The organism is Rhodococcus parequi (genome assembly GCF_046042785.1).
Classification (GTDB): Bacteria; Actinomycetota; Actinomycetes; order Mycobacteriales; family Mycobacteriaceae; genus Prescottella; species Prescottella parequi.
Genome location: NZ_JBDLNV010000003.1, coordinates 35,501 through 61,433, shown reverse-complemented (window position 1 = coordinate 61,433; position 25,933 = coordinate 35,501). Strand labels below are relative to the sequence as shown.

Annotated in this window: 21 protein-coding genes; 9 read left to right on the top strand and 12 right to left on the bottom strand. The window is 70.1% G+C overall.

The annotated features are described in order from the left end of the window. Complete coding sequence (locus ABEU20_RS08475; protein ID WP_420163980.1) at positions 1–1,950, bottom strand: vWA domain-containing protein; 1,950 nt, start codon at positions 1,948–1,950, stop codon at positions 1–3. After that, a complete protein-coding gene (locus ABEU20_RS08470; protein WP_420163979.1) occupies positions 1,947–3,341 on the bottom strand; it encodes an ATP-binding protein in 1,395 nt (464 codons plus the stop codon). The genes ABEU20_RS08475 and ABEU20_RS08470 overlap by 4 nt, the downstream gene beginning before the upstream one ends. Positions 3,342–3,426: 85 nt before the next feature. Here ABEU20_RS08470 and ABEU20_RS08465 point away from each other — a divergent pair, with 85 nt between their 5' ends. Together ABEU20_RS08465 and ABEU20_RS08460 are read left to right on the top strand one after the other, a co-directional pair. Then, entirely contained in the window at positions 3,427–4,392 is a 966-nt protein-coding gene (locus ABEU20_RS08465) for an alpha/beta hydrolase (RefSeq protein ID WP_420163978.1), read from the top strand. 358 nt (positions 4,393–4,750) lie between these two features. Continuing rightward, positions 4,751–5,023, top strand: a complete 273-nt coding sequence (locus ABEU20_RS08460) for a hypothetical protein (protein WP_420163977.1) — start codon at positions 4,751–4,753, stop codon at positions 5,021–5,023. Positions 5,024–5,066: 43 nt separating this feature from the next. Here the strand turns inward: ABEU20_RS08460 and purH are convergent, their stop codons facing one another. The 5 genes from purH to ABEU20_RS08435 all read right to left on the bottom strand — a co-directional run bounded on the left by purH (position 5,067) and on the right by ABEU20_RS08435 (position 11,417). After that, complete coding sequence (gene purH / locus ABEU20_RS08455; protein WP_420163976.1) at positions 5,067–6,653, bottom strand: bifunctional phosphoribosylaminoimidazolecarboxamide formyltransferase/IMP cyclohydrolase; 1,587 nt, start codon at positions 6,651–6,653, stop codon at positions 5,067–5,069. Next, complete coding sequence (gene purN, locus ABEU20_RS08450) at positions 6,646–7,254, bottom strand: phosphoribosylglycinamide formyltransferase (RefSeq protein ID WP_420163975.1); 609 nt, start codon at positions 7,252–7,254, stop codon at positions 6,646–6,648. Before purN ends, purH begins: the two co-directional genes overlap by 8 nt. An 87-nt stretch (positions 7,255–7,341) precedes the next feature. Beyond that, a complete protein-coding gene (locus tag ABEU20_RS08445) occupies positions 7,342–8,922 on the bottom strand; it encodes a cell division protein PerM (protein WP_420163974.1) in 1,581 nt (526 codons plus the stop codon). Between the two features lie 96 nt (positions 8,923–9,018). Beyond that, positions 9,019–9,930 (bottom strand): DUF5336 domain-containing protein, encoded by a 912-nt coding sequence (locus tag ABEU20_RS08440; protein WP_420163973.1) that lies wholly within the window; start codon positions 9,928–9,930, stop codon positions 9,019–9,021. An 89-nt stretch (positions 9,931–10,019) separates the two neighbouring features. Further along, positions 10,020–11,417, bottom strand: a complete 1,398-nt coding sequence (locus tag ABEU20_RS08435) for a DUF2252 domain-containing protein (RefSeq protein ID WP_420163972.1) — start codon at positions 11,415–11,417, stop codon at positions 10,020–10,022. Positions 11,418–11,494: 77 nt separating this feature from the next. Between ABEU20_RS08435 and ABEU20_RS08430 the strand changes: the two genes are divergently transcribed. Beyond that, positions 11,495–12,124, top strand: a complete 630-nt coding sequence (locus tag ABEU20_RS08430) for an IMPACT family protein (RefSeq protein ID WP_420163971.1) — start codon at positions 11,495–11,497, stop codon at positions 12,122–12,124. A gap of 99 nt (positions 12,125–12,223) precedes the next feature. On the opposite strand, the gene sucD is transcribed toward ABEU20_RS08430, so the two are convergent. Further along, entirely contained in the window at positions 12,224–13,126 is a 903-nt protein-coding gene (gene sucD / locus ABEU20_RS08425; protein ID WP_420163970.1) for a succinate--CoA ligase subunit alpha, read from the bottom strand. A gap of 15 nt (positions 13,127–13,141) precedes the next feature. Next, positions 13,142–14,311, bottom strand: a complete 1,170-nt coding sequence (gene sucC / locus ABEU20_RS08420) for an ADP-forming succinate--CoA ligase subunit beta (RefSeq protein WP_420163969.1) — start codon at positions 14,309–14,311, stop codon at positions 13,142–13,144. Between the two features lie 532 nt (positions 14,312–14,843). On the opposite strand from sucC, the gene ABEU20_RS08415 reads away from it, so the two are divergent. After that, positions 14,844–15,845 (top strand): M23 family metallopeptidase, encoded by a 1,002-nt coding sequence (locus ABEU20_RS08415; RefSeq protein WP_420163968.1) that lies wholly within the window; start codon positions 14,844–14,846, stop codon positions 15,843–15,845. A gap of 84 nt (positions 15,846–15,929) precedes the next feature. Here ABEU20_RS08415 and pcrA read toward each other — a convergent pair whose 3' ends face one another. After that, on the bottom strand, positions 15,930–18,392 hold the full coding sequence (pcrA, locus tag ABEU20_RS08410; protein ID WP_420163967.1) for a DNA helicase PcrA: 2,463 nt from the start codon (positions 18,390–18,392) through the stop codon (positions 15,930–15,932). 334 nt (positions 18,393–18,726) lie between these two features. Here pcrA and ABEU20_RS08405 point away from each other — a divergent pair, with 334 nt between their 5' ends. Then, on the top strand, positions 18,727–19,020 hold the full coding sequence (locus tag ABEU20_RS08405) for a chorismate mutase (protein WP_420163966.1): 294 nt from the start codon (positions 18,727–18,729) through the stop codon (positions 19,018–19,020). An 82-nt stretch (positions 19,021–19,102) separates the two neighbouring features. On the opposite strand, the gene ABEU20_RS08400 is transcribed toward ABEU20_RS08405, so the two are convergent. Next, complete coding sequence (locus ABEU20_RS08400; protein ID WP_420163965.1) at positions 19,103–20,554, bottom strand: NAD-dependent succinate-semialdehyde dehydrogenase; 1,452 nt, start codon at positions 20,552–20,554, stop codon at positions 19,103–19,105. Positions 20,555–20,643: 89 nt separating this feature from the next. On the opposite strand from ABEU20_RS08400, the gene pgi reads away from it, so the two are divergent. After that, the gene (gene pgi, locus ABEU20_RS08395; protein WP_420163964.1) at positions 20,644–22,293 is read left to right on the top strand and encodes a glucose-6-phosphate isomerase; all 1,650 of its coding nucleotides are present in this window, start codon (positions 20,644–20,646) and stop codon (positions 22,291–22,293) included. 2 nt (positions 22,294–22,295) lie between these two features. Here the strand turns inward: pgi and ABEU20_RS08390 are convergent, their stop codons facing one another. After that, on the bottom strand, positions 22,296–23,096 hold the full coding sequence (locus tag ABEU20_RS08390) for an FAD:protein FMN transferase (protein ID WP_420163963.1): 801 nt from the start codon (positions 23,094–23,096) through the stop codon (positions 22,296–22,298). Positions 23,097–23,254: 158 nt separating this feature from the next. Between ABEU20_RS08390 and ABEU20_RS08385 the strand changes: the two genes are divergently transcribed. The 3 genes from ABEU20_RS08385 (at position 23,255) to ABEU20_RS08375 (ending at position 25,913) form a co-directional block, all read left to right on the top strand. Then, a complete protein-coding gene (locus ABEU20_RS08385) occupies positions 23,255–24,022 on the top strand; it encodes a crotonase/enoyl-CoA hydratase family protein (RefSeq protein WP_420163962.1) in 768 nt (255 codons plus the stop codon). A gap of 17 nt (positions 24,023–24,039) precedes the next feature. Then, positions 24,040–25,311, top strand: coding sequence for a hypothetical protein (locus ABEU20_RS08380; RefSeq protein WP_420163961.1), 1,272 nt, complete (start codon positions 24,040–24,042; stop codon positions 25,309–25,311). A gap of 86 nt (positions 25,312–25,397) precedes the next feature. Then, positions 25,398–25,913: a hypothetical protein gene (locus tag ABEU20_RS08375; protein ID WP_420163960.1), complete on the top strand. Its 516-nt coding sequence runs from the start codon at positions 25,398–25,400 to the stop codon at positions 25,911–25,913. Positions 25,914–25,933 lie beyond the last annotated feature (20 nt).

Genomic DNA, 25,933 nt, shown 5'->3' with positions numbered 1-25,933 from the left:
TCACCGCCCGGGTCGGCGCATCCGCATGTAGTCACTGACGACGGCGGCACCCAGGCCGTCGAGATCGGGGGCGACGACGCGGCCGCCGACGCGCTGCGCCATCCGGTCCACGACACGAGCCAAGCCGGGGTCGTCGCCGAGCCGGAAGATGGTGACCTGCGCGCCGAGCCGAGCGAGGGTGTCGAGTTCGCGCACCGTCAGCCCCAGCGTCCGCATGCTCGGCGGATAGTCGAAGAACGCCTGCCCGTCCGACTCGAGGTGGGCGGTGGGCTCACCATCGGTGACGATCAGCACGACGGGCTGCGCGTTGGAGTGCCGGCGCAGGTGCCGGGCCGCGAGCAGCAGTGCGTGGTGCAGGTTGGTGCCCTGGTCCCACGCGCCGTCCAGACCGGCGAGCTCGGCGGCGCTGAGGGCCTGCGCATAGCGTCCGAAACCGATGAGCTGCAAAGCATCTCCCCGGAATCGTGTGGTCACCAGATGGTTCAATGCGAGCGCGGTGCGTTTCATCGGCACCCAGCGCCCGTCCATCACCATCGAGAACGACGTGTCCACCAACAGCGCCACAGCGGCCTGAGCGCGCTGCTCGGTTTCCGCCACCTCGACATCGGCGACCGTCATCCGCACCGGCGTCCGGCCGGGTTCACGCAGGATCGCGTTGGTCAGTGTCCGGGTCACGTCCCACGGTTCGGTGTCGCCGAACTCCCACGCCCGCGACGCCCCGGTCGGCTCTCCCATCGCCCCGGCGCGGCGCGTCTCGCGCTGCCCGCCGCGGTGCGCGAGGCTTCCGGCGATGTCCCGCAACGCGGTCTGGCCGAGTTGCCGCATCGCCTTGGGTGAGAGCCGCCACTGGCCGTCCGGTGCCCGGTCGAAGAAGCCCTGCTGTTGCAGCGCCTTCTCGAGGTCGGCGAGCGTCCGGGCGTCCGCGACGGCCTCGTTGCCGAGTTGCCGAGCCAGCGCGTCGGTATCGATGTCGTCGAGTTGGGCGCCCGGATATTGTTGCGACAGTTGCTCGGACAGCCGCTCGAGGTCGGCGACGTCCGCGACGGCCGACGTCCCCTCCCCCAGCCCGAGCCCCTCGTCGCCGCGGAACTGAGCGGAGCCGTCCCAGTCCTCGCCGGGCCGGGCGGCCTGCAGATGTGCGTCGAGGCGGTCCAGCTGGTTCGTCAACGACGGATCACCGAACGCCTGCTGCGCCAGCGCATCCAACTCGGCCCGCTGGTCCGGGGTGAGCGAGTTTCGCAGTCGCTGCGCGGCGGCGGCCCGGCGGGCCAGCGAATCGAGCAACTCGTCGGTGTTGCGCGGGTTCTCCGGGAAGAACTCGCCGTGCCGGTCCATGAAATCCTCGAACTGCTGCGTGGTGTCCTCGCCGCGAGCGTGACTGTCCAGCAACGCGTTCAGATCCTCGAGCATGTCCCGGATGCGTTGGCGGTCCTGCTCGGTGGCCCCCTCGAGTGCCTGCTTCATCCCGTCGAACCGCTGGTCCAGCAGCTCGCGGCCGAGCAGGTCGCGGATCTTCTCGTAGTCCTCGCGGGCCCGACTGCTGCGCCAGTCGTAGTCGGCGAGGTCCGCGACGGCCTGCGCCGTCGACGGCGGCAGTTCCTCGATCCGCATCTCCGCGAACCGAGCATCATCGTCGAGTGCCCGGGCGAGCGTCTTGCGCTCCTCGAGCACCGCACGGTCGAGCAGTTCCCGCACCTCGTCGAGGGTCCCGCCGAGATTGTTGCGCTGCAGCAACTCCCGGCGTCGTCGATTGGCCTCCGCGGCGAGGTCGTCGAGCCCGCGCCGTTCCCCGAGTCCACGCCGCAACAACTCGCGCAGTGCCTGCCGGGGCGAGGCCCCCTCGAGCACGTCGTCTCCGATCGCGGCCAGCGCATCCCGCAGATCCACCGGCGGAGCCAGCGGATCGCCGCCCTCGTACGGGCCGTACCGTGCGCCGCGGGACGGGCTCATGAGTAGACGGCCTGCCCGTTCTCGTCCGGATTCTTCGAGATCCGCCGGGCCAGATACAGACCCTCGAGCGCGAGTTCGGCAGCTGACGCCCGCTCCCCGTCCGACTGCGCCCCGAGCCGGGTCGCGACGTCGTCGAGCACGTCGAGTTCCGGCAGTTCCCCGAGCAGCGCCTTCGCGGTGACCCGCTCGCCGGTGACGACGGGCCGCCCCTGTTCGACGGCGGTGACGAGCGGCGCCATGTCGATCCCGCCGAGCCGGGTGCGGGCGGTGTCCGCGGTGGCGCGGCGCAGCAGGTGTTCGAGGATCTCGAGTTCCCGCCCCTCCTCGCCGGATTCGAACTCGACCTTGCCGCGCAGCACCTCCACGATGGTGCCGAGGTCGATGGGCCGGGCCACCGCCTCGGCCTCGCCGAGCACGGCACTGCGATGCACCGCCGCGGCGCTGACGGTCTCGGCGCCTGCCACCGCGAAGCGTGCCGAGACACCCGACCGCTGATCCACCGACGTCGACTCGCGCAGCAGCCGCGTGAACCGGGCCAGCACTTCGAGGAGATGGTGCGGCACGACGGCCTGCAGGTTCGCCTCCTGCCGGATCACGGCGATCTCGTCGTCGAGCAGCGACGGATAGTGGGTGCGGATCTCGGCCCCGAAGCGGTCCTTGAGCGGGGTGATGATGCGTCCGCGGTTGGTGTAGTCCTCGGGGTTGGCGCTGGCCACCAACAGCACGTCCAGCGGCAGCCGCAGCGTGTAGCCGCGGACCTGGATGTCGCGCTCCTCCATGACGTTGAGCAGCGACACCTGGATCCGCTCGGCCAGGTCGGGCAGCTCGTTGATCGCGACGATGCCGCGGTGCGCGCGCGGCACGAGCCCGAAGTGGATGGTTTCCGGATCGCCCAGGCTGCGCCCCTCGGCCACCTTGATCGGGTCGACGTCGCCCACCAGGTCCGCCACCGACGTGTCGGGTGTCGCGAGCTTCTCCGCATAGCGTTCGCCGCGGTGCCGCCACTCGACCGGCAACGCGTCGCCCAGTTCGGCGGCGCGGCGCAACGACAGCGGGGTGATCGGCTCGTACGGGTGCTCTCCCAGTTCGGATTCCGCGATCACCGGCGTCCACTCGTCCAGCAGCAGCGGCAACGTACGCAGCAGGCGCGTCTTCCCCTGACCGCGTTCGCCGAGCAGGACGACGTCGTGGCCCGCGATGAGGGCGCGTTCGAGCTGCGGCAGCACCGTCTCCTCGAACCCGACGATGCCGGGCCACGGATCGAGGCCGTCCCGGAGGGCCGCGAGCAGGTTCTCGCGCATCTCGTCCTTGACCGGGCGCTGGACGTGGCCGGAGGCCCGGAGTTGGCCGACAGTCCGGGGCAGGTGCGCAGGCGGTGTGGCAGTCACCACTCCAAGTTACGAGTGTTCGGGCGATTCGGCACGTGGTCTCGTCGTCGCGCACGAGGTGGCCTCCCCGCTCTGATAGACACACCTCATGGCCGACACCGAGATCACCTTCACCACCGGCGCGATCACCCTGCACGGCAGCCTGCGCCTACCGGCCGGGTCGGGGCCCGACGCCCCCGCCCCCGCGGTCCTGCTGCTGGCCGGCAGCGGGCCGACCGACCGCAACGGCGACAGCGCACTGCTCCCGGGTTCGATCGGCACCCTCGAATTCCTCGCGGACCTCCTCGAGCAGCACGGCTTCGCGAGCCTGCGTTACGACAAGCTGGGCAGCGGCTCCACGGGCCTCGGCCCGTACGAGGTCGACGACATCGGCGACCTCGGTTTCTCGGTGTTCACCGACGCTGCCCGGTCCGCGCTGACGTTCCTGTCCGATCGGACGGCCGTCGACCCCGATCGGGTGTACGTCGTCGGGCACAGCGAGGGCGCGCTCATCGCACTCGCGCTCGCCGACAGTGGCGCGAAGGTCGCCGGCCTGGGGCTGCTCGAACCGCTCGCCGTCCGGCTGCTGGACCTGCTCACCACCCAGATCGACGGCCAGCTCACCGCCGTCGTCGGCGCCGGACAGCTGCCGGTGGAGCTCGCCGACGAACTGCGGGTCGCCCTCGCCGGCGCGGTCGAGTCGCTGCGCACCGACGCCACCCTGAGTGACGACCTGCCCGACCCGCTGCGCGCCGCGGGCCTGGTCCCGGCCAACGCCAAGGCCCTCGCCGAGGAGGACGCGCTCGACCCGCGCGAGCTCGCCTCGCGCCTGCCCGCCGGCCTCCCGGTCGTGACGAGCTGCTCGGTCAAGGACATCCAGCTGATCGGCAGCGACGTCGACGCCCTCGACGCCGCCCTCGCCCACACCGCGCTGACGCCGGTGCGGATGACGACCGCCAACCATGTGCTCAAGGAGATCGGGGACGCCGCCTCCACGGGCGCCGACTACATCGAGCCGCTGCCGTGGTCGACCGAGTTCACCAACGGATTCGAGGGCTGGCTCCGCACCCTCTGAGCACGCACGGAGCCGGTTTCCCGCGGCCCGGCGACACACTCGACGCAGAAACCGAGATGTCGCCGGGCCGTCACTGCTGTATGGTTCTCCGTTAACCAACGGGCACACACGAGAAAGGTACGGTCGCGATGCAGTCGATGAGCTCGGCAAACGCCTTGAAGCACGTAGGCACCAAGCATCTTTCGAAGCACATCTCCGAGCACGCATATTTCGCCGTACCCGCGTGGCACCGCCACGCAGCCTTCTTCAGGTGGCCCCGAGAGACGAGTTCCCCGTAACCGGAACCTCTCTCGGGCACCCGAAGGCACACCGCCTCGGGTGCCTTTTCTTTTACCTACTTCCAGTCAGGAGAAATCACATGAAGCTTCGCCTCGGCGCCGGTGGCGCCACCAGACACGGTGCCGGCGGCACCACCGCCCTGGATCTGCCCGGCGATCTCACCGGCCAGGTCGTCACCATCGACCTGCGGTACGTCGAACCCGGCCAGGACGCCGGCGCGGCGGCACTGCTCAGCGAACTGATCGCCCGCGGCGCGGCCCGTCTCGTCGTCGAGGGCACCGACGCCGCGCATGCCCGCACGCTGCTCGAATCCGCACAGCACAACGCTCCCCCGTCCGAGCTCGCGGCCTGAGGCTCGCGAACTCCGGGCGAGGGAGCGCTGCGGGAGGTGTCGATCAGTGCGCGAAGTGGCGCGCCCCGGTCAGGTAGAGGGTGACGCCGGCCTCGCGGGCGGCCTCGATGACCTCGTTGTCGCGGACCGAGCCACCCGGCTGGACGACAGCGCGGACACCGGCGTCGAGCAGGACCTGCAGTCCGTCGGGGAACGGGAAGAACGCGTCGGACGCGGCCACCGAACCCTTGGCGCGGTCACCCGCACGCTGCACGGCCAGGTGCGCGGAGTCGACACGGTTGACCTGGCCCATGCCGACGCCCACCGAGGCACCGTCGTTCGCGAGAAGGATCGCGTTGGACTTCACGGCGCGGCAGGCGCGCCACGCGAACTCGAGGTCCGCGAGGGTCTTCGCGTCCGCGGCCTCACCGACGACCAACGTCCAGTTGGCGGAGTTGTCGCCGTCGGCGTCGAGAACGTCCCGCTCCTGCAGCAGCGTTCCGCCGGAGATCGGGCGGAGCTCGATACCGGTCTCGGTGGGAGCGGCCGCCTCGAGAACGCGGACGTTCTTCTTGCGGGCCAGCACCTCGACGGCGCCCGGCGCGTACGACGGGGCGATGACCACCTCGGTGAAGATGTCGGCGACCTGCTCGGCCATCTCGACGGTCACCTCACGGTTGGCGGCGATGACGCCACCGAACGCCGAGACCGGATCGCACGCGTGCGCCTTGCGATGCGCCTCGGCGATGTCGGCGCCGACCGCGATGCCGCACGGATTGGCGTGCTTGATGATCGCGACGGCGGGCTCGGCGTGGTCGTACGCGGCACGCCACGCGGCGTCACCGTCGGTGTAGTTGTTGTACGACATCTCCTTGCCGTGGAACTGCTTCGCCTGCGCGAGGCCCGCCGGGCCGGACGGGCTGTCGTACAGTGCCGCCGCCTGGTGCGGGTTCTCGCCGTAGCGCAGCACCGCGGAGCGGTTCCAGGTGGCACCGACCCAGCGCGGGAACTTGGACTCGGCAGTGTCTTCCGCCGCGTCGCTCGGGGCGACGGTCTCGATCAGGCTCTCGGTCATCCAGGTGGCGACCGCGACGTCGTACGACGCGGTGTGCTGGAATGCCTGCGCCGCCAGCGCGGTGCGCTCGAAGAGGTTGAAGCCACCGGCCTCCACCGCGGCGAGGACACCCTCGTACTTCGCGGGGTCGACGACGACCGCGACGGACGGGTGGTTCTTGGCCGCGGCGCGGACCATAGACGGGCCGCCGATGTCGATCTGCTCGACGCACTCGTCCGGGGTGGCACCCGACGCGACGGTCTGCGTGAACGGGTACAGGTTCACGATCACCAGCTGGAACGCCTCGATGCCCAGCTCCTCGAGCTGCGCGAGGTGCTCGGGCTTGCGGGTGTCGGCGAGGACGCCGGCGTGCACGCGCGGGTGCAGCGTCTTGACGCGGCCCTCGAGGCACTCGGGGAATCCGGTCAGGTCCTCGACCTTGGTGACCGGGATACCGGCGTCGGCGATCTTGGCTGCGGTGGAGCCGGTGGACACCAGCTCGACCCCGGCCTGGTGCAGGCCGGTGGCCAGTTCGACCAGTCCGGTCTTGTCGTAGACGCTGACAAGTGCGCGGCGCACAGCCTTGCGTTCACTCACTGGGGATCACGGCCTTTCGTCCGTCGGAAACAACACCTCGGAGGGCGACGGCGGCCACGACCTCGGCCAGCAGTCGCCGCTCGACAATCTTGATGCGCTCGTGCAGCGCGGCCTCGTCGTCGTCGACGCGGACCTCGACCGGCTCCTGGGCCAGGATCGGGCCCGTGTCGACACCGGAATCGACCAGGTGCACGGTCGACCCGGTCACCCGGACGCCGTACGCGAGTGCGTCACGGACCGCGTGCGCGCCGGGGAACGACGGCAGCAGCGCGGGATGCGTGTTGATGATGCGGCCGGCGAAGCGTTCCATGAACGCGGGGCCGAAGATCTTCATGAACCCTGCGCTGATCACCAGGTCGGGTCGGTGCGCGGCCACGGACTCGGTGAGCGCGACGTCCCAGGCGGAACGGTCGGCGTGATCGCGCAGCGCGACCGTGAAGTGCGCGACGCCCGCCTCGGCGGCATGCTCGGTGGCGCCGCAGTCCCGGTCGACGCCGACCGCGACGATCGTCGCGGGGTAGCCGTCGGTGCGCGTGGCCTCGATGAGCGCCTGCAGTAGGCTGCCCGTCCCCGACGCGAGTACGACAATCCGAGCGGGCACCGTGGGCCGCAGCTGGTCACGCGTGGCAGTCAGCGCACTACTCCTGGTTTTCGAGACGATCCGGCCGCGTCACGGGCCGCCCCAAGCCTAGTCTCTGGGGGTCAGCGGACCGTCCGGCAGGTCGCCTTCCGCGTCCGTGGGGCGCTCCGCCTCGTCCTTCGCCTCCGACGTGCTCTCCGTCGAATCGACCGGCTCGTCGGCGACCTCCACCTCGACGACGTCGAGCGCGTCGTCGGCCGCCTCACCGGCCGCGGGCTGCGGCTCGGGTGTGTCGTCGTCGACGACCTCGGCGTCGAGGGCATCGTCGACGTTCGGGTCCGGAGCCTCCGCGCCGTCCGCGGACTCGGTGTCCGGCGCGGGAGCCGAGCGGTAGCGCATCGCCGGCAGCTCGAGACGCTTCACCTCGAAGCCGAGTTCCTCGGTCGCACCCGGCTCGCCTGACTCGTCCTGCGGCACCGCCGCAACCCTCTCGGCGGGCTCGGCAGGTTCGGCGTCCGTCTCGTCGCCGCCGTTCCGTCGCGCCAGCACGGTCGCGACGGCCAGTCCCGGCAACACGAGCCAGCCGAACGTCAGCAGACCCAGCGCCCACGGCTCCACTCCGACGAATCCGTAGGCACCCAGCTCGCCACCCGCGGCAAAGCCCACGGCGGCGGCGAGCACGCCGGCGACAGCCGCCGCCGCGAGCACCGTGTACGCGGTGTCCTGTACACCGAACCGGAGCCGCGCACAGTCCCGGCCGAGGAGGGCGCCGACGGCCACCGGCACGAGGAGCAGGACCGGCCACACCGCACCGGTCAGCTCCGTCGGAACCCCGCCGAGGACGGGCACCGGCGGCACCGGACCGGGGACGATCTCGAAGACACTCAACGACGTTCCGCCGGCGCTCGCCGTCCCGCCGAGGAGCACCGCCACGCCGCCGACGGCGACGTTGGGCAGATACAGCACCGACACCAGCGTCAGACCCAGCACGCCGACGACGCCGCCGCCCTCGCCGAGCAGATCGCCGACGTCGGACCAGGACCACAGGAGGGACGCCAGCGCGATCACGCTGCCGGCCGCGAACAGCAGCACGGCGCCTCGCACCGCGGGCCGCACGATCGACGGCAGCCACGCGGGGGCACCGAGAGCGGCACACTGGGCGCGCCCGACGACCGATACGACGCCGGCACCGGCAGCCAGGACGTGGATCGCAACCACCCAGGCGAGCGCGGCCGCGGCGTTCGGGACGTCGATCGGCGTGACGGCCGACGCGTCGGTCACCACTGCGAGGGCGATGAGCGTCGCGACGATCGGCCCGGCGACGGCGGCACCGACGACCTTCGCACCCTCACGCAGGTCCGTTTCCGGGTCGACCGCCCGAGCGCAGCCCCGCGCCACCACCCACATCAGCACCGCGGTCGGCAACAGCGGGAGGACGCCGAGCGGCGCGTCGGTGATCGTCAGCGAAACCTGGTGCAGCGCGAGCCAGCTCGCGGCGATCGCGCCGAGTGCCCCCGTCAGGTCGCTGTTCGACGACACGAGGGTGACGAGCACGACTGCGGACAGCAGCACGATCGCGGTGCCGGTCGGACGCAGCGCAACGCCGACGAGGGCGCGGGCATCGCCGGGAGTCGGGTCGGGACGAGTGGGGGTGTCGCGGCGGGTGCCGCGGCCAAGCAGAGAAGTCATCGGTTCGAGGGTCGCACCCTGGCGCGGCGGGGCCGATCAGGCGCGCCGGGACGTGGTGTTCCCCACTGGCCCGCCGCCCGGTCCGCCCTCACCGAGTCACTTGTCGTCGTCGCGATCGTCGCTCCGGGCACCGAACGCCTGCGTGGGCGCGCCCGCCGCGTCGTCCGGCGTGGAGTCGGAGTGGGTGGACGGCGCGGAGTGGGTCGAGGGGGTGGACTCGGTGGCCTCCGGCTGCCGCGGCTGCGATGCCTGCTGTTGCGACATCTGCTGCGTCGGCTGCTGGGCCTGATACGGCTGCCCGGCCTGGAACTGTCCGTAGCCGGCCGTCGGCTGGGGAGCCTGCGACTGCGGGTAGCCGTACTGCTGCTGCGGCTGCGGGTACCCGGGCGCCTGCGGGTAGCCCTGCTGTCCGTAGCCCTGCGGCGGCGCGTAACCCTGCGACGAACCGTAGCCCTGGGGCGCACCGTAGCCCTGCTGCGGCGCATACCCCTGCGGGTGGCCGTAGGCGGCAGGGTGGGCGTGGGTGCGACTCGGTCGCGATGTCGGCTCGTTCACGATTCCGGCGGCGAACAGGAACACGGCGACCGCGAGAACCGTCTGGACGAAGCCCAGCACGAGGACCGCGATCCCGCCGCCTGCGAGTTGGCTGTTGCCGGGGAGATTGAGCATGATCGCGAACGCCGCGAAGAAGCCCGCCGCCGCGGCCGCCGCAGCCGGCCCCTCGTAGTGCTGCTTCGGCAGCAGCGAAATCCCCGACAGCAGCCCACCGAGGAGCAGGAACACCAGGGGCACCGCCCCGTTGCTGAGAGGTTCGAACGCGTTGAGCGTCACCCCGTACATCATCGCGGAGCCCGGGGAGTCGAGGTACGGCGCGAATCCGAGGAGGAAGTTCACGACACCCAGCGCCGCGACCCCGAGTCCGAGGTAGAAGGAGAGTCCTCGCGAACCGGACTCTCCCGACGTCGGCGAGGGCTGGCCGTAGCCGGACCCTGCATCGCTGTAAGTCATCTCTGCTCCTCGTCGATGTGTCGAAACCCCCATGAACGCTACCCCGCTCAGGGACGGCTCTCATCCGAAGAGAGCGCCGCGCGACGGTGTCACATCGGCGTGCCCACCGGGATCCGGCCCTCCTCGGCGGCCGCGGTCAGCACGGCATGGTCCCGTTCGGTGCGGTCCGCGTAGGCCCGCGCGAAGCCGGCCATCGCCTCGTCGAATCCGGTGCCGGGACCGAGGTACTCGGCGATCGCGAACCGGTCGCCCCCACGGGCGTGCGCGTAGCCGAGCACACGGCCGCACAGCCTCGCATACTGTTCCATTCCGGTCGGGGTCATCGTTTCGACCGTCGCCGACCCCTTCGCGTCGCGCAGTTGCCGGACGTAGTAGTCGCGCCGAACACCGTCGTAGCCGACGCCCTGCTGCCAGCCGAGGAAGATGTCGCTCGCGGCCTGCATGATCCGCTGCCCCTCCACCACGCGCTGTCCCTCGTTCGGGTACTCCGGGCCGTCCAGACAGGGTGCGAGGACCGCGGGCCCCGCCTCTTTCGCCTGGAGGAACAGCGGGTCGCCGTCGTCGGCGCCGAGCAGCAGCAGGATCCAGCTCCGGGTTCCCACGCTGCCGACACCGACGACCTTCCGGGCGGCCTGGACGAAGCTGTACCGATCGAAGGGCACACGGTGATCGGGGCGCAGCGTCGCGCGGTACTCGACCAGTCGCTGGGACAGCTCCCGGTACAGCGAGCGCGCGTCCGCGGTCTCGAACACCTCCTCGATCGGAACCAGCAGCGGTGGCCGGGAGACGATCCGGCGGCGCCCCTCGGTCACCGTCGTCAGTTTGCCGAGCGCCTGGAGACTGTCGCGGCGCCGGGACTTCTCGACCAGCTTCTGTGAACTCCGGCGGCTGGCCGCGTCGAGAGTCTCCCGGAGGTCGGCGAGTTCCTGCTCGGCCTCGACGTGCGAATACCAGACCGCCAGGTTGCCTCGTCGCGCCTGCTCCCGCATCGTCTCGCGGTAGGCGGCGGCGCACGCCATGGCGATGCGGTGGCGTCGCTTGCCGCCGAACGACAGGCCCCGCGCCGCGACCTCGACGCTGGCGACGAGCCGTTTGACGTCCCATTCGAACGGTCCCGGGTACGTCTCGTCGAAATCGTTGACGTCGAAGGCCAGCCGCCGTTCCGGAGTCGCGAAGATCCCGAAGTTGCTCAGGTGCGCATCCCCGCAGAGCTGGGTGCGCAGCCCCGAGTTCGGCGTCCGGGACAAATCGTCGGCCATCAACGCGGCAGCGCCGCGGTAGAACGCGAACGGCGTCGCGGCCATGCGCCCGTACCGGATGGGCAGGAGTTCCGGAATTCTCTGCAGGTCTTGCCTTTTCAGAATCTCGACCGGATCCCGGGCGCTCTCCGCGAGATCTGCCAGCGCCTCGAACGGCACGTGGGGTCGGGCCGCCGCGCCACGGTCGGCGCGGTCGGTCCGGATCGAAGACTCGGCGACATCTGACATCGTGCCTCGCTCGCGTGGGGACAGCACCATTGTCTCCCCGCGACGGCGCCCTGGGGCGGGAAAGGGAAGATGACATCATGCCTGTCACGTTGCCCGCCGGTTCCGACGTCGTCGTGGAGACGGAGGTCAAGCATTCCCGGTTCGTCGCGGCCCTGCGGCGGGTCGACACCCCGGCCGACGCACAGGCGTTCCTCGACGAGCAGCGTCGGCTGTACCCGGACGCGCGCCACCACTGCTGGGCGTACGTGACGGGCAACGAGCCGTCCGAACGGGCCGAACGCTCGGGCGACGACGGGGAGCCCGGCGGCACCGCCGGTGTGCCCATGCTGCAGGTGCTGCGGGCACGTGACCTGGTGGACGTCGCCGCGGTGGTGACCCGCTACTTCGGTGGAATCAAACTCGGGGCGGGCGGCCTGGTACGCGCCTACTCCGGCGCGGTCGCGGCGGTTGTCGACGAGGCCCAGCCGCGCATGCTCGGCCGTGAGCGCCTGGATCTGCTGACGCTCGACGTCGGGCACGACACCGCAGGCCGGATCGAGGCAGAGCTGCGCGGCCGCGGAATCCCGATCGTCGACACCGCCTACGGCGCCGAGGTCACCTTCACGCTGGCCACGAAGGATCCCGCCCACCTGGCTGCGGTCGTTGCCGAACTCACGGCGGGCGCAGGCGAACTCGAGCCCGCAGGCATCCGCTGGGTGGACGTGTGAGACGCCGAACGGCGCCCGCGGCCGGACGAAACGTCCTGGCCGCGAGCGCCGTTCGCGAGATCGCCGGGTGGGCACCGAGGGCGCCCACCGCGAAGCGGATCAGAGGCTCTTCAGGATCTCCCGAGCGAGAGCCGCGGTCTCGGACGGCGTCTTGCCGACCTTGACACCGGCAGCCTCGAGGGCGTCCTTCTTGGCCTGCGCGGTGCCCGAGGAACCGGAGACGATGGCGCCGGCGTGGCCCATGGTCTTGCCCTCGGGAGCGGTGAAGCCCGCCACGTAGCCGACGACCGGCTTGGTGACGTTGGCCTTGATGTAATCGGCGGCACGCTCCTCGGCGTCGCCACCGATCTCACCGATCATCACGATGATCTTGGTCTCGGGGTCCTTCTCGAACGCCTCGATGGCGTCGATGTGGGTGGTGCCGATGACCGGGTCGCCGCCGATGCCGATGGCGGTCGAGAAGCCGTACTCACGCAGCTCGAACATCATCTGGTAGGTCAGGGTGCCGGACTTGGAGACCAGGCCGACCGGGCCCTTGCCCGCGATGTTCGCCGGGGTGATGCCGACGAGCGCCTCACCCGGGGTGATGATGCCGGGGCAGTTGGGGCCGATGATGCGGGTCTTGTTGCCCTTCTCCACGTTGTAGGCCCACGCGTAAGCGGAGTCCTGCACCGGGATGCCCTCGGTGATGACCACGAGCAGCGGGATCTCCGCGTCGATGGCCTCGACGATGGCGTCCTTCGAGAAGGCCGGGGGAACGAACGCGATCGAGACGTCCGCGCCGGTCTCCTTCATGGCCTCGGCGACGGTCGCGAAGACCGGCAGCTCGACGGCGTTGCCATCCTTGTCGGTGTGCGAGACCGTGGTGCCGGCCTTGCGGGCGTTGACGCCACCGACGACCTGGGTGCCGGCCTTGAGCATCAGCGCGGTGTGCTTGGTGCCCTCGCCGCCGGTGATGCCCTGGACGATGACCTTGGAGTCCTTGGTCAGGAAGATAGCCATTGTTGTCTGTGTCCCTTACTTCGCTGCGAAGGCGAGCTCGGCAGCCTTGTCGGCAGCCTCGTCCATGGTTGCGACGACCGTCACCAGCGGGTGGTTGGCCTCGGCGAGGATGCGACGACCCTCTTCGACGTTGTTGCCGTCCAGGCGCACGACGAGCGGCTTGTTGGCCTCGTCGCCCAGGGTCTCCAGCGCACCGACGATGCCGTTGGCGACGGCGTCACACGCAGTGATGCCACCGAAGACGTTGACGAAGACGCTCTTGACCTGCTCGTCGTTCAGGATGACGTCCAGGCCGGCAGCCATGACGGCAGCCGAGGCGCCGCCGCCGATGTCGAGGAAGTTGGCGGGCTTCACGTTGCCGTGCTTCTCGCCCGCGTAGGCGACGACGTCCAGGGTCGACATGACCAGACCGGCGCCGTTGCCGATGATGCCGACCTCGCCGTCGAGCTTGACGTAGTTGAGGTCGTTCTCCTTGGCCTTGAGCTCGAGGGGATCGGTGGCGTCACGATCCTCGAAGGCCTCGTGGCCGGGCTGACGGAACGCAGCGTTCTCGTCCAGCGTCACCTTGCCGTCGAGGGCCAGGATCTGGTCGTCGGGCGTGCGGACGAGCGGGTTGACCTCGACCAGGAGAGCGTCTTCCTTGATGAAGACCTCCCACAGCTTCTGGATCGTGTTGGCCGCGGCATCGAGCACCTCGGCGGGCAGCTTGCCGGCCTCGGCGATGCTGCGCGCGAACGCGAGGTCGACACCCTTGACGGCGTCAACGGGGATCTTCGCGAGAGCGTCGGGGTTCTCCTCGGCGGTGACCTCGATCTCGACGCCACCCTCGACCGAGCACATGGCCAGGTACGTGCGGTTGGTGCGGTCGAGCAGGAAGGAGATGTAGTACTCCTCAGCGATGTCACTCGCCTCTGCGACCAGCAGCTTCTTGACGACGTGGCCCTTGATGTCGAGGCCCAGGATCGCCTCGGCGTTCGCCTGCGCGGCGTCCGCGTCGGGCGAGTACTTCACGCCACCGGCCTTGCCGCGGCCGCCGACCTTGACCTGCGCCTTGACCATGACCGGCTTGCCGATTTCCTCCGCGATCTCGCGGGCACCGGCAACCGTGTCGGTAACACGGCCGGCCGACGTCGGCACGTCATGCTTGGCGAAGAGTTCCTTCGCCTGGTATTCGAAGAGATCCATCTGCTCACCGTCTCGTCTGCGTTGACGCCCGCTCGGGGTAGGAGCGGGTCCGTGTCGGACTTTAACTAGTTCAATCAATCGACTATCGCTCGCCTATGCGCCATGTGGCATATATCACGCGCTCCAGTCGAAGGCGGCACTCCGTCGCGGCCGCCACGTCGAAGGAGCGGCGGCACCACGACTCGATCCGGGTGCGCACTCGGTGCGGCCGCGCCAGAAGGCGCCCCTCAAGGATTGCAGGTGCCCCGGAGCCCGTCGCGATCGGTCCACCCGAAAAGCCCTCGAGCCCCCACCCCGGAACGCCACCGCGACCGTCCCGAGTGGTGCCGAGATTGGGCTGTAACAAAGAAGCGCCGTCCCGATATATGAACGAGACCATTTGGGATGTTCGGCATCCCCCCAGCTCACGATGTGACACCGGTCACATCTCCATGTTGCGTGCGCGGAACAGGTTGCCCCGCCGCAACCGTTTCGTTACCGTCGCCAGGGTCTAAGTCACAGGCAGGTCACGAGCAGGAGGACGGCAGGGCACATGCACCACCGCACTCAGTTCACCGCCAGCCGATTCGTGAAACAGCACGCCGATGCGGAGCCCACCCGGGCATTCCCGCCCGCGGCAGGTCCGGAAGCCACTGGCTCCGGGGCGGAAAGAACCGAGATTCACAGCGTCATGCTCCACAGCACCGAAGTTCCCACCGCCCGCGAGGATGCCCCCGGCACCGGCGAGGCCCCCACCGAGATCACCGGCGTCGCCACGATCGCCGACGTGACTCCCTCCGGACGTGGCGGTCGCCACCGCCTCCCCACCCCTCCCACCGCCCTCAAAGGCCGCGCAGCGGTCATCGCAGTGGCAGCCGGCGCAGTCGTCGCCGCCGGACAGGCCGCGACCAGCGGGCCGTCCCAGAACTCCGATCATTCCGAGGTCGCCCTCGACGAGGCCGGTTCGGTCGCCAGCACCGCGACTCCCCAGGCCGCACAGTTCAGCAACGTCGCCCAGACAACCTCCACCAGTTCCGCGCCGCAGGTGCTCGCGCTCGCGAATCCGACGGATCTGAACCAGTTCTCGAACCTCCTGGCCAAGGGCCAGCGTTTCAGCGAGGAGCGGGCCGCCCGTGAGGCCGCCGCCCGCCGCCCGCTGTTCGTCCTGCCCGCCAAGGGCACGTACACCTCGTCCTTCGGCTCCCGCTGGGGCACGCTGCACGCCGGCGTCGACATCGCCAACGCGATCGGCACCCCGATCTATGCAGTGGCCGACGGCACGGTCATCGACTCGGGCCCGGCCTCCGGCTTCGGCATGTGGGTCCGCCTCCAGCACGCGGACGGCACCATCACCGTCTACGGCCACATCAATGAGACGCTCGTGACGGTCGGTCAGAAGGTCATGGCCGGCGATCAGATCGCCACGATGGGCAACCGCGGCTTCTCCACCGGACCGCACCTGCACTTCGAGGTCCACCTGGCCGGCGAGAACAAGATCGATCCGCTGCCGTGGCTCGCGACCCGCGGCATCAGCCTCGGCGTCGAGCAGCCCTGACCGGCTGACCACCCAGAACCGAAAAACGCCTCCGGCCCGAGCATTTCGCTTGGGCCGGAGGCGTTTTCGCACGCCCGGCGACTGTCAGAGTTTGACCATCGGCACGCCGCCGATCAGCATCAGCCGCACCTTGCCGGCCGAACCGAAATCGATCGTGACCGTCGCGGTGGGACCGCTCCCCTTGGTCTCGAGCACCTTGCCGAGACCGTACTTGTCGTGGCTGACCCGGTCGCCTACCGCGAGCACGAGATTGTTGTTGCGTCCGCGGGGCGCCCCGAAGCTCGGCGACGCGCCGCCCGACCGGCCCGCCGAACCGAATCCCGAACCGCCGCCGAAGCCCGAACCGCCGTACCCCTGACCGCGCGGGCGGCCCCCACCGATCGCTCCGCCGGTGCCGAGAACACCGGGATCCTCGCGGCGCCAGCTCACGAGATCAGCCGGAATCTCCTGCAGGAAGCGGGATTCCGGGTTGGTTACCGGCTGCCCCCAGGCCGACCGCACGATGGCGCGGGTGAGGTACAGCCGGTGTCGCGCACGGGTGATCCCGACGTACGCCAGGCGTCGCTCCTCGGAGAGTTCCGCCGGATCACCGAGCGCCCGCATGTGCGGGAACTGCCCGTCCTCCCAGCCGGTGACGAACACGACCGGGAACTCGAGCCCCTTCGCGGTGTGCAGGGTCATGAGCGTCACCACGCCCTCGCCCTCGTCCGGCACCTGGTCCGAGTCCGCGACCAGGGACACCCGCTCGAGGAACGCGGCGAGCGAACCTGGATCGGGCTGCCCCTCGTCCTCCACGACGTCGTCCTCGGTCGCGTTCTCCTCCGCGAAGGCGGCAGCATTGCGCGCGTCGGAGCTGAACTCCCGTGCAACGCTGACCAATTCGTTGAGGTTGTCGAGGCGTGCGCCGTCCTGCGGATCGCTGCTGGCCTCGAGCTCGCGGCGGTAGCCGGTGCGGTCGAGCACGCCCTCGACGATCTCGCCGATGTCGCTGAGATCGTTGCCGTCGCCGTCGGTGCTCGCCATCAGGGCACGCAGTCCGTCGAGCAGCTCGAGGAACGACGCGATCGCCTTCTGGGAGCGGGTGTTGAGCAGCGGCACCGAGCCCTCGGCGCCGGCCCGCAACGCCTGAGCGAACCCGACGCCCTTCTGCTCGGCGTACACCGACACACACGCCTCGGCGCGGTCCCCGATTCCGCGGCGCGGAGTGTTGAGGATCCGGCGCAGGCTCACCGTGTCGTCCTCGTTCGCCAGCACGCGCAGGTACGCGACGATGTCGCGCACCTCCTTGCGCTCGTAGAAGCGCGTGCCGCCGACCACCTTGTACGGGATACCGAGCCGGATGAAGATCTCCTCCAGCGCGCGGGAGGAGTTGTTGGTCCGGTAGAAGACCGCGACGTCACCGAACTTCGCGTCGCCCGCGTCGACCAGGCGGTCGATCTCCGATGCCACGAACTGCGCCTCGTCGTGCTCGTTGTCGGCGACGTATCCGGTGATCAGCTCGCCCTCGCCGGAATCGGTCCACAACCGCTTCTCGCGCCGACCGGTGTTCCGGGAGATGACCGAGTTCGCAGCGGACAGGATGTTCTGCGTCGACCGGTAGTTCTGCTCGAGCAGGATGGTCCGGGCGTCCGGGTAGTCGCGCTCGAACTCCTCGATGTTGCGGATCGTCGCGCCGCGGAATGCGTAGATCGACTGGTCCGCGTCACCGACGACGCACAGTTCGCCCGGAGGCACGGCGTAGGGGTCGTCCGACTCCTCGCCCACGAGCTCGCGCACCAGGACGTACTGGGCGTGGTTGGTGTCCTGGTACTCGTCGACCAGCACGTGCCGGAAGCGGCGCCGGTAGTACTCGGCGACCTGCGGGTTCGCCTGCAGCAGTGCCACCGTCTCGCCGATCAGGTCGTCGAAGTCGAGAGCGTTCGCGGACCGTAGCCGCTGCTGGTAGTGCCCGTAGACCCGGGCGACGAGCTTGTCGAGGTCGTTGGAGTCCCGGTCGGCGTCCGCCGCGGCCTCCTCCGGGTCGATCAGCTCGTTCTTGAGGTTCGAGATCTTGGTCGCCAGCAGCCGCGCCGAGTAGCGCTTGGTGTCGATCTCCAGATCCTTGGAGATCATCGTGAGCAGGCGGCGCGAGTCGTCGGCGTCGTAGATCGAGAAGTTCGAGTTCAGCCCCTGCAGCAGGCCCGCCTGCGCCCGCAGGATTCGCACGCAGCTCGAGTGGAACGTGGACACCCACATGCTGTTCGCGCGGGGCCCCACGAGCTGGGCGACGCGCTCGCGCATCTCCGCGGCAGCCTTGTTCGTGAAGGTGATCGCGAGGATCTGGCCGGGCATGACGCCGCGCTCGGCCAGCAGGTACGCGATCCGACGGGTGAGGACCGCGGTCTTGCCCGATCCGGCGCCCGCGACGATGAGCAGCGGCGATCCCGCGTGCAGCACTGCCTCGCGCTGTTGCGGGTTGAGCCCCTCGAGCAGCGTGTCGGCGGGGCCGCGAGATCCGCCCTGGGAACTGCCGGGAGTACCGAGCGTGGAACCGGAGATCGTATTCATCGTCTGTCCACGCTACCGGCGAAGTCCGACACCGCGGCAGGTGCCCGATCCCGCTGGTCGTGAAGGCAGTCACCCTTGCTTGGGTTGGACTTGTACGCGTGGCAAACTGGAGTGGTGATCATGGCCGCAACGACGCGAGCTTCCGGTGCACGATGGCGCGAGTGCCGTCTGCACTGGCGATTTCCCAGCGGGTACCGACCGACGGTGCCCGCGGCCTGATCCCCCGCGTGCCCCGAGGTCCACACGGATCCCGGGGCATTCTTGTGAGCAGGACCCGGATTCGTAACGACTCGAGGGAACCGAACGAACCTAGTTCCGACACGAGGAGCAGACTATGAGCAGCCCCACCACCACTTCTTCATCCGAATCGCCGCTGCCCGCGAGCGAGGCCGAGATCGCCGAGCTCCGCAAGGAGATCGACCGGCTCGACGCCGAGATCCTCGCCGCCGTCAAGCGGCGCAGCGAGGTGTCACAGATCATCGGCCGCACCCGCATGGCGTCCGGGGGTCCCCGTCTGGTGCACAGCCGGGAGATGAAGGTTCTGGAGCGCTTCAGTGAGCTCGGCCAGGAGGGCCACACCCTCGCGATGCTGCTGCTGCGTCTCGGACGCGGCCGCCTGGGGCACTGACCGCTCCTGCACTCGCACCTTCTCGGCGTGAACTCGACGAACGCCCGGTCCACGGACCGGGCGTTCGTCGTTGTCCGGGGGCTCAGGTGAGGGCGATGTACTTGGTCTCGAGGTACTCGGCGATCCCCTCGCTACCGCCCTCGCGCCCGAACCCGGAGGCCTTGACGCCACCGAACGGCGCCGCGGTGTCGGAGATGACGCCGCGGTTGACGCCGACCATGCCGGTCTCGAGGGCGTCGGAGACGCGCAGGGCCCGGTCGAGGTCGCGGGTGTAGATGTACGCGGCCAGACCGAACTCGGTGTCGTTGGCGGCGGCGACGGCCTCCTCCTCGGTGTCGAAGCCGGTGATCGCGGCGACCGGACCGAACACCTCCTCGCGCAGGATCCGCGCGGACGCGGGCACGTCGGCCAGGACGGTGGCGGGATAGAACCAGCCCGGCCCACCGGGCGCCTCGCCGCCGAGCACCACCGTCGCCCCCGCCTTCACGGCGTCGTCGACGAGTTCGGTGACGGTGGCGAGCTGATCGCGATTGATCAGCGGGCCCAGCGTCGTCTCCGGGTCGATGCCGGGGCCCATCTTCGATGCTGCCATCCGTTCGGTGAGTTTCGTGGTGAACTCCTCGCGGACGGCGTTCGCGACGTGAAAACGGTTCGCGGCCGTGCACGCCTCGCCGCCGTTGCGGAGCTTGGCGAGCATCGCGCCGTCCACCGCGGCATCGACATCGGCGTCGTCGAACACGACGAACGGCGCGTTGCCGCCGAGTTCCATCGACGTGCGCAGCAACCCCTTGGCCGACTTCTCGACCAGCAGCCGGCCGACACCGGTGGACCCGGTGAAGGTGAGCTTGCGCAGCCGCGGGTCGTCGAGCAGCGGCTCGGTGACCGCGCTCGAGTGCGACGTCGGCAGCACCGACAACACGCCCGGCGGCAGCCCCGCCTCGACGAACAGTTCGGCGAGCGCGAGCATCGTCAGCGGCGTCTCCGACGCGGGCTTGACGATCATGGTGCAGCCGGCGGCCAGCGCAGGGCCGATCTTGCGGGTGCCCATCGCGAGCGGGAAGTTCCACGGGGTGATCGCCAGGCACGGCCCCACCGGCTGCTTGGTGACGAGGATGCGGCCGTTCCCGGCCGGGGCGGCCTGGTAGCGGCCCTCCGTCCGGACCGCCTCCTCGGCGAACCACCGGAAGAACTCGGCGCCGTACGTCACCTCCGCGCGGCTCTCCGGCAGCGCCTTGCCCATCTCGAGGGTCATCAGTTGTGCGAACGTCTCCGCCCGCGTCGTGATCTTGTCGAACACCGAGCGCAGCAGCTCGCCGCGCTCGCGTGCGGAGGTCGCGGCCCAGTCGGCCTGCGCGGCGGCAGCGGCGTCGAGCGCCTTGACGGCGTCGGCAGGACTGGCGTCGGCGACCTCGGTGAGGACGTCGCCGGTCGCGGGGTCGTACACGGGGAATGTGGCACCGTTCTCGGCGTCCACGGCGGTGCCCCCGATCCACAGCTTGGTAGGAACGGCACGAATCAGTTCGGCTGGGTTCATGACCTCCATCATGCGCCGGATCAGCGCGGCGTGTGTCGCTCAACGAGAGTCGGCAGGATGTTCGGCGGCTCTGCCGATAAGCTTCCTCCATGAGCACAGACATCACCGGTACCGCAGCCTGGAAGAACCTGGATGCGCATCATCGAGTGATCGAATCTGCCCATCTGCGAGACCTGTTCGCGCAGGATCCCACCCGCGGCACCGACCTGACGGTGACGGCGGGCGACCTGTACGTCGACTACAGCAAGCATCGCGTCACCCGCGAAACCCTCGATCTGCTCGTGGATCTGGCGCGCTCCGCGCACGTCGAGCAGCGCCGCGACGACATGTTCGCGGGCGCGCACATCAACACGTCCGAGGACCGCGCGGTGCTGCACACCGCACTGCGCCTGCCCGCGGACGCGCAACTCACCGTCGACGGACAGGACGTCGTCACCGACGTGCACGACGTTCTGCGCCGGATGGGCGAGTTCGCCGACCGGTTGCGGTCCGGGCAGTGGCGCGGCGCGACGGGCGAGCGGATCCGCACCGTCGTCAACATCGGCATCGGAGGTTCGGATCTGGGTCCGGTGATGGTGTGCGGCGCGCTGCGGCACTACGCCGACGCCGGCATCTCGGCGCGATTCGTCTCCAATGTCGATCCCGCCGATCTGGTGGGCACGCTCGCCGATCTGGACCCGGCCACGACGCTGTTCGTCGTCGCCTCCAAGACGTTCTCGACGCTCGAGACCCTGACGAACGCGTCCGCGGCACGACGGTGGCTGGTCGACGAACTCGGTGGGGACGCGGTTCCCAAGCACTTCGTCGCGGTCTCCACCCACGCGCAGCGGGTCGCGGAATTCGGCATCGACACCGCCAACATGTTCGGCTTCTGGGACTGGGTCGGCGGACGCTACTCGGTGGACTCGGCGATCGGGCTGTCGGTGATGGCGGTGATCGGCAAGGAGCGGTTCGCGGAGTTCCTCGAGGGCTTCCACGCCGTCGACGAGCACTTCCGGACGGCGCCGCTCGAGCAGAACGCGCCGGTACTACTGGGCCTGATCGGGGTCTGGTACTCGAGCTTCTTCGACGCCGAATCCCGTGCCGTGCTTCCGTATTCGAACGATCTGGCACGCTTCGCCGCGTATCTGCAGCAGCTCACGATGGAGTCGAACGGCAAGTCGGTGCGCGCCGACGGCTCCCCGGTCACCACCAAGACGGGCGAGATCTTCTGGGGCGAGCCGGGCACCAACGGCCAGCACGCCTTCTATCAGCTGCTGCACCAGGGCACCCGCCTGGTGCCCGCCGACTTCATCGGGTTCGCCGAGCCCACCGACGACCTGCCGACGTCCGACGGCACCGGCAGCATGCACGACCTGCTCATGAGCAATCTGTTCGCACAGACCAAGGTGCTCGCGTTCGGCAAGACTGCCGAGGAGATCGCCGCCGAGGGCACGCCCCCGGAACTGGTGCCGCACAAGGTGATGCCGGGCAACCGTCCCACTACCACGATCCTGGCTCCGCGCCTGACGCCGTCGGTGATCGGTCAGCTCATCGCGCTGTACGAGCACCAGGTGTTCGTCGCCGGCGTCATCTGGGGCATCGACTCGTTCGACCAGTGGGGCGTGGAACTCGGCAAGGCCCAGGCCCTCGAGCTGGGACCGGTGCTGACGTCGGCGGAAGCACCCCCGCGACAGGACGATTCGTCGACCGACGCCCTCGTCCGCTGGTACCGGAGCCGGCGCGGACGCGCGGTCTGAGCTCACGCGGCGTGCGGGTGGCTCCATCCGTACGTCGTGTAGACGCGCCCGTCACGGTCCACCAGCCGGGCGGCCAGCTCCTGCTGTTCGAGCCAGGTGACCGCGCCGACGCCGCGCCGACGCGCCGCCGCTGCTGCGCCGTGGGCCCACAACGCGTCCTCCGCCAGCACCGACACCTGCTCCCACTCCCCGCCGACCGGCTCGTGGCCGGCGAACGTGACGTCCGTGCCGGCGGTGGCGAGCGCGGTCTCCGTGGGAAGTTCGATCACGCCGTCGCCGGGCACCGGCACCTGCCAGCCACCGGCCGGGCAGTGCCCCGCGGTGGCGACGTCGAAGCCGATCCGCACCAGCACCCCACATTCGAGTTCGTGGGCCACGAGCGCCGATGCGCGATCGACGGTGTCCGCCTTCGCCACGCCCGCGATGTCGAACGATGCGCCCCACGGCGCGAGGACCGTGTCGTCGTCGATCTGGACGTCCGTGAAGGTCGGGATCGGATGGATCGAGGGCACTTCGGCCGGCGAGTCCTCGACTGCGAGCGGACTGACCGCCCCGTCGGTCATCCGCGCCACCCACAGCGCCGAGCGCAGCAGCCTGGCCAGACGGACACTCACCCGGACCGGCAGCCCCTGAGCCAGATTGACGGCATGAATCTCGGCGTCGCCTCGTTGCAGGCTGCAGGCGGCCTCCGCCTCGGCGATCAGGGATCCCGCGAGCGCCACCGCGGGGCCGAGGGCCGCCCCCTCCGTGACCTGGACCTCGATCTCCTCGCCCCAGGCGCTCCATCGCGTATCGACCAACATGACGTGCTCCGTGACTCCGTGCGAACCGGTCTCGCACCGGTGCGGACGAACGGGTTCATCCCCTCCAATTATGCGCTCGGGTCCGCCGCGAACCGGTTTCGTCGTCGAACTCGCGGATTCGGCCCAGCCGGCCGGACGACCGCGAGTAGCGTCGGATCATGCCGGTACGCAGTGAGAAGGCCGGGGCAGTCACGACGATCGTGCTGTCCCGACCCGAGGTCCGCAACGCCGTGGACGGTCCCACCGCCGCGGCGCTGGCAGCTGCCTTCCGCGAGTTCGACGACGATCCGGACGCCGCGGTCGCGGTGTTGTGGGGTGAGGGCGGCACGTTCTGCGCCGGGGCCGATCTCAAGGCGCTCGGGACCGAACGATCGAATCACGTCACCCCGGACGGTGACGGCCCGATGGGGCCGACCCGGATGTGCCTGTCCAAGCCCGTGATCGCTGCCGTGTCCGGCCACGCGGTGGCGGGCGGTCTCGAACTGGCGCTGTGGGCCGACCTGCGAGTCGCGGAGGCCGACAGCGTCTTCGGCGTGTTCTGCCGACGCTGGGGTGTGCCGCTCATCGACGGCGGCACCGTCCGGTTGCCGCGGATCGTCGGCGCCGGCCGAGCGATGGACCTCGTGCTCACCGGGCGGGCCGTCGACGCCGAGGAGGCCCTCGCGATCGGCCTGGTGAACCGTGTGGTGCCACCCGGCCGTGCCCGGGCCGCCGCCGAGGAACTGGCCGCGGAACTGGCGGCCTTCCCGCAGACCTGCCTGCGGGAGGACCGCATGTCGCTGCTCGAGCAGGAGGGCCTCTCCGAACAGGACGCGTTGGCCGGTGAGTTCCGGCACGGCATGGTGGCCGTGACGGTCGACGCGCTCTCGGGTGCGGCGCGCTTCACGGCGGGCGAGGGCCGGCACGGCAGCTTCGACGACGTCTGACGGTAACGTCCGCCCTCATGGACCGGCTTTCGATGGTGGACGAGATCTTCCTGCGCAGGCATCACGGTTACGGGCTGCCGATCGTGATGCAGGGCCTGTGGCGCAGCGCCGACGCGGTGGACGTCCGGGTGCTCGAGGCCGTTCACGAGGCGCTCTCGCGGGGCGCGCTCGGGCGTCGCGTCGTTCGGCCCCGGGTACCCGGGGCCCGCATGCGCTGGGAGGCGAGCACCGCCACCCATCCGCTGCGTTACGAGACGCACCCGGTCGAGGACGTGGTGACGTGGGCCGATGCGCGTGCCGACGTCGATGTCGACCCGGAGTACGGGCCCGCGTGGGCGCTGTCCGCGGCGCCCACGCCCGACGGCGGCACCGCCATCTCGCTGGTGTGCTCGCACGTCGTCGCCGACGCCCGCGGGCTCGTGTCGGCGGCGGCCGCCGCGCTCACCGGCGAGTCACCGGCCCCCGCCCCGGCACGGACGTCGGACGTCTCGGACGCGGCCCGGACCGTCGGCGGGGTCCTGATCGACGGAACGACAGCCTCGCTGGGCCTGGTGTTCAGCGCGCACCGGCGTCGCGAGCTGCGCGAGTTCCGCGAGGCCGCGGCCGCGGATCGTCGGCCGGATAGCACGCACGTCACGACCGGCACCGTCTCCGCGATCCTCGACGTCGATACCGCCGCGTGGGACGCGACGGCCGCGGCCGGCGGTGGCACCGCGAACAGCCTGTTCATCTCACTCGTCACCGCTGTCGCCGATGCCGCCGGCGTTCCGATGCCGCTGCACATCAGCGTGCCGGTCGACACCCGCGCCTCCCACACCGTCGACAACGCGATGGTCATCACCGAAGTCGTTGCATCACCAGATGATTCACTGTCCGACATACGCCGGCTGAGCCGGGAGGCGTTCGCCCGGCCACCGATGGGTGCCCCGTCCGGCTTTCCCGAGGAGATCGCGCAGATCCTGCCCGACGGCATCGCGAACCGCCTGACCGTCGGGGCCGGGGAACGCGACGCCCTGTGCTCGAACATCGGCCGGCTGCCCCGCTCCCTGACATCACTCGGCCCCTACCGGACCACCGGTGTCGCGACCCGGGCGATGCATCCCGGGCTGTCGGCGGACCGACCCGCCTCGACCACCACACGACTGTCCGGGTACCTGTGCTCGACCGACGACATCTACACGCTGTCGCTGGTCGGCGTCGATCCACAACACTTCGGGGACCCTGGTCGACTGCGCGACCTGGCCGTCGCCGAGCTGGCGAAACGGGGGCTCGCAGCCCGTCCGTGGTGACCGATGGCACCACGCGGCGCCAGTTTGGCACCATCAATTTCGTGAAACCCATTTACATGGCACCATAGTGATGCCATAGTGGTGCCATGAACTTGGAACCATACGTCAGCGCCCTTCAGCACGACCTCGCGGTGGCGGCCGAGGCGGGCGGTCCCGACGCCCGGGCGCTCGCGGAGCGCCTGACCGCACCCCTCGACTCGGCGGTGCGTCTGGCCCTGCTCGACGCGCTGTCGGCAGCCGCCGGTGAGATCACCCGCGATCTCGCGCCGGGATCGGTCGATCTGCGCCTGCGGGGTCGCGAGCCGAGCTTCGTCGTCACTCGCCCGCCCGGCGAACCCGCGCGCGACACCGAGGAACCCCCGAGCCCCGAATCCACCTCCCGCGTCGCCGAGGTCGACGAGGGCCCCATGACCCGGATCAATCTCCGTCTGCCCCAGGACCTCAAGGATCGCGTCGAGGACGCCGCCCGCGGCGCCGGTATGTCGGTCAACGCCTGGCTCGTCCGGTCCGCCACGACAGCGCTGGACGAGAGCGGAGGCACCCGACGCCCCGACCGTCGCGCCCCGACGGGCGGCGACCGTTTCACCGGCTGGGTTCGCTGAACCCCCTGCGCCCGACACCC

Excerpts from the sequence above, each read along its gene's own strand:
- ABEU20_RS08475 (WP_420163980.1), bottom strand. The coding sequence starts at position 1,950 with ATGAGCCCGTCCCGCGGCGCACGGTACGGCCCGTACGAGGGCGGCGAT.
- ABEU20_RS08465 (WP_420163978.1), top strand. The coding sequence starts at position 3,427 with ATGGCCGACACCGAGATCACCTTCACCACCGGCGCGATCACCCTGCAC.
- ABEU20_RS08460 (WP_420163977.1), top strand. The coding sequence starts at position 4,751 with ATGAAGCTTCGCCTCGGCGCCGGTGGCGCCACCAGACACGGTGCCGGC.
- ABEU20_RS08445 (WP_420163974.1), bottom strand. The coding sequence starts at position 8,922 with ATGACTTCTCTGCTTGGCCGCGGCACCCGCCGCGACACCCCCACTCGT.
- ABEU20_RS08440 (WP_420163973.1), bottom strand. The coding sequence starts at position 9,930 with ATGACTTACAGCGATGCAGGGTCCGGCTACGGCCAGCCCTCGCCGACG.
- ABEU20_RS08435 (WP_420163972.1), bottom strand. The coding sequence starts at position 11,417 with ATGTCAGATGTCGCCGAGTCTTCGATCCGGACCGACCGCGCCGACCGT.
- ABEU20_RS08430 (WP_420163971.1), top strand. The coding sequence starts at position 11,495 with ATGCCTGTCACGTTGCCCGCCGGTTCCGACGTCGTCGTGGAGACGGAG.
- sucD (WP_420163970.1), bottom strand. The coding sequence starts at position 13,126 with ATGGCTATCTTCCTGACCAAGGACTCCAAGGTCATCGTCCAGGGCATC.
- sucC (WP_420163969.1), bottom strand. The coding sequence starts at position 14,311 with ATGGATCTCTTCGAATACCAGGCGAAGGAACTCTTCGCCAAGCATGAC.
- ABEU20_RS08415 (WP_420163968.1), top strand. The coding sequence starts at position 14,844 with ATGCACCACCGCACTCAGTTCACCGCCAGCCGATTCGTGAAACAGCAC.
- pcrA (WP_420163967.1), bottom strand. The coding sequence starts at position 18,392 with ATGAATACGATCTCCGGTTCCACGCTCGGTACTCCCGGCAGTTCCCAG.
- ABEU20_RS08405 (WP_420163966.1), top strand. The coding sequence starts at position 18,727 with ATGAGCAGCCCCACCACCACTTCTTCATCCGAATCGCCGCTGCCCGCG.
- ABEU20_RS08400 (WP_420163965.1), bottom strand. The coding sequence starts at position 20,554 with ATGAACCCAGCCGAACTGATTCGTGCCGTTCCTACCAAGCTGTGGATC.
- pgi (WP_420163964.1), top strand. The coding sequence starts at position 20,644 with ATGAGCACAGACATCACCGGTACCGCAGCCTGGAAGAACCTGGATGCG.
- ABEU20_RS08390 (WP_420163963.1), bottom strand. The coding sequence starts at position 23,096 with ATGTTGGTCGATACGCGATGGAGCGCCTGGGGCGAGGAGATCGAGGTC.
- ABEU20_RS08385 (WP_420163962.1), top strand. The coding sequence starts at position 23,255 with ATGCCGGTACGCAGTGAGAAGGCCGGGGCAGTCACGACGATCGTGCTG.
- ABEU20_RS08380 (WP_420163961.1), top strand. The coding sequence starts at position 24,040 with ATGGACCGGCTTTCGATGGTGGACGAGATCTTCCTGCGCAGGCATCAC.
- ABEU20_RS08375 (WP_420163960.1), top strand. The coding sequence starts at position 25,398 with ATGAACTTGGAACCATACGTCAGCGCCCTTCAGCACGACCTCGCGGTG.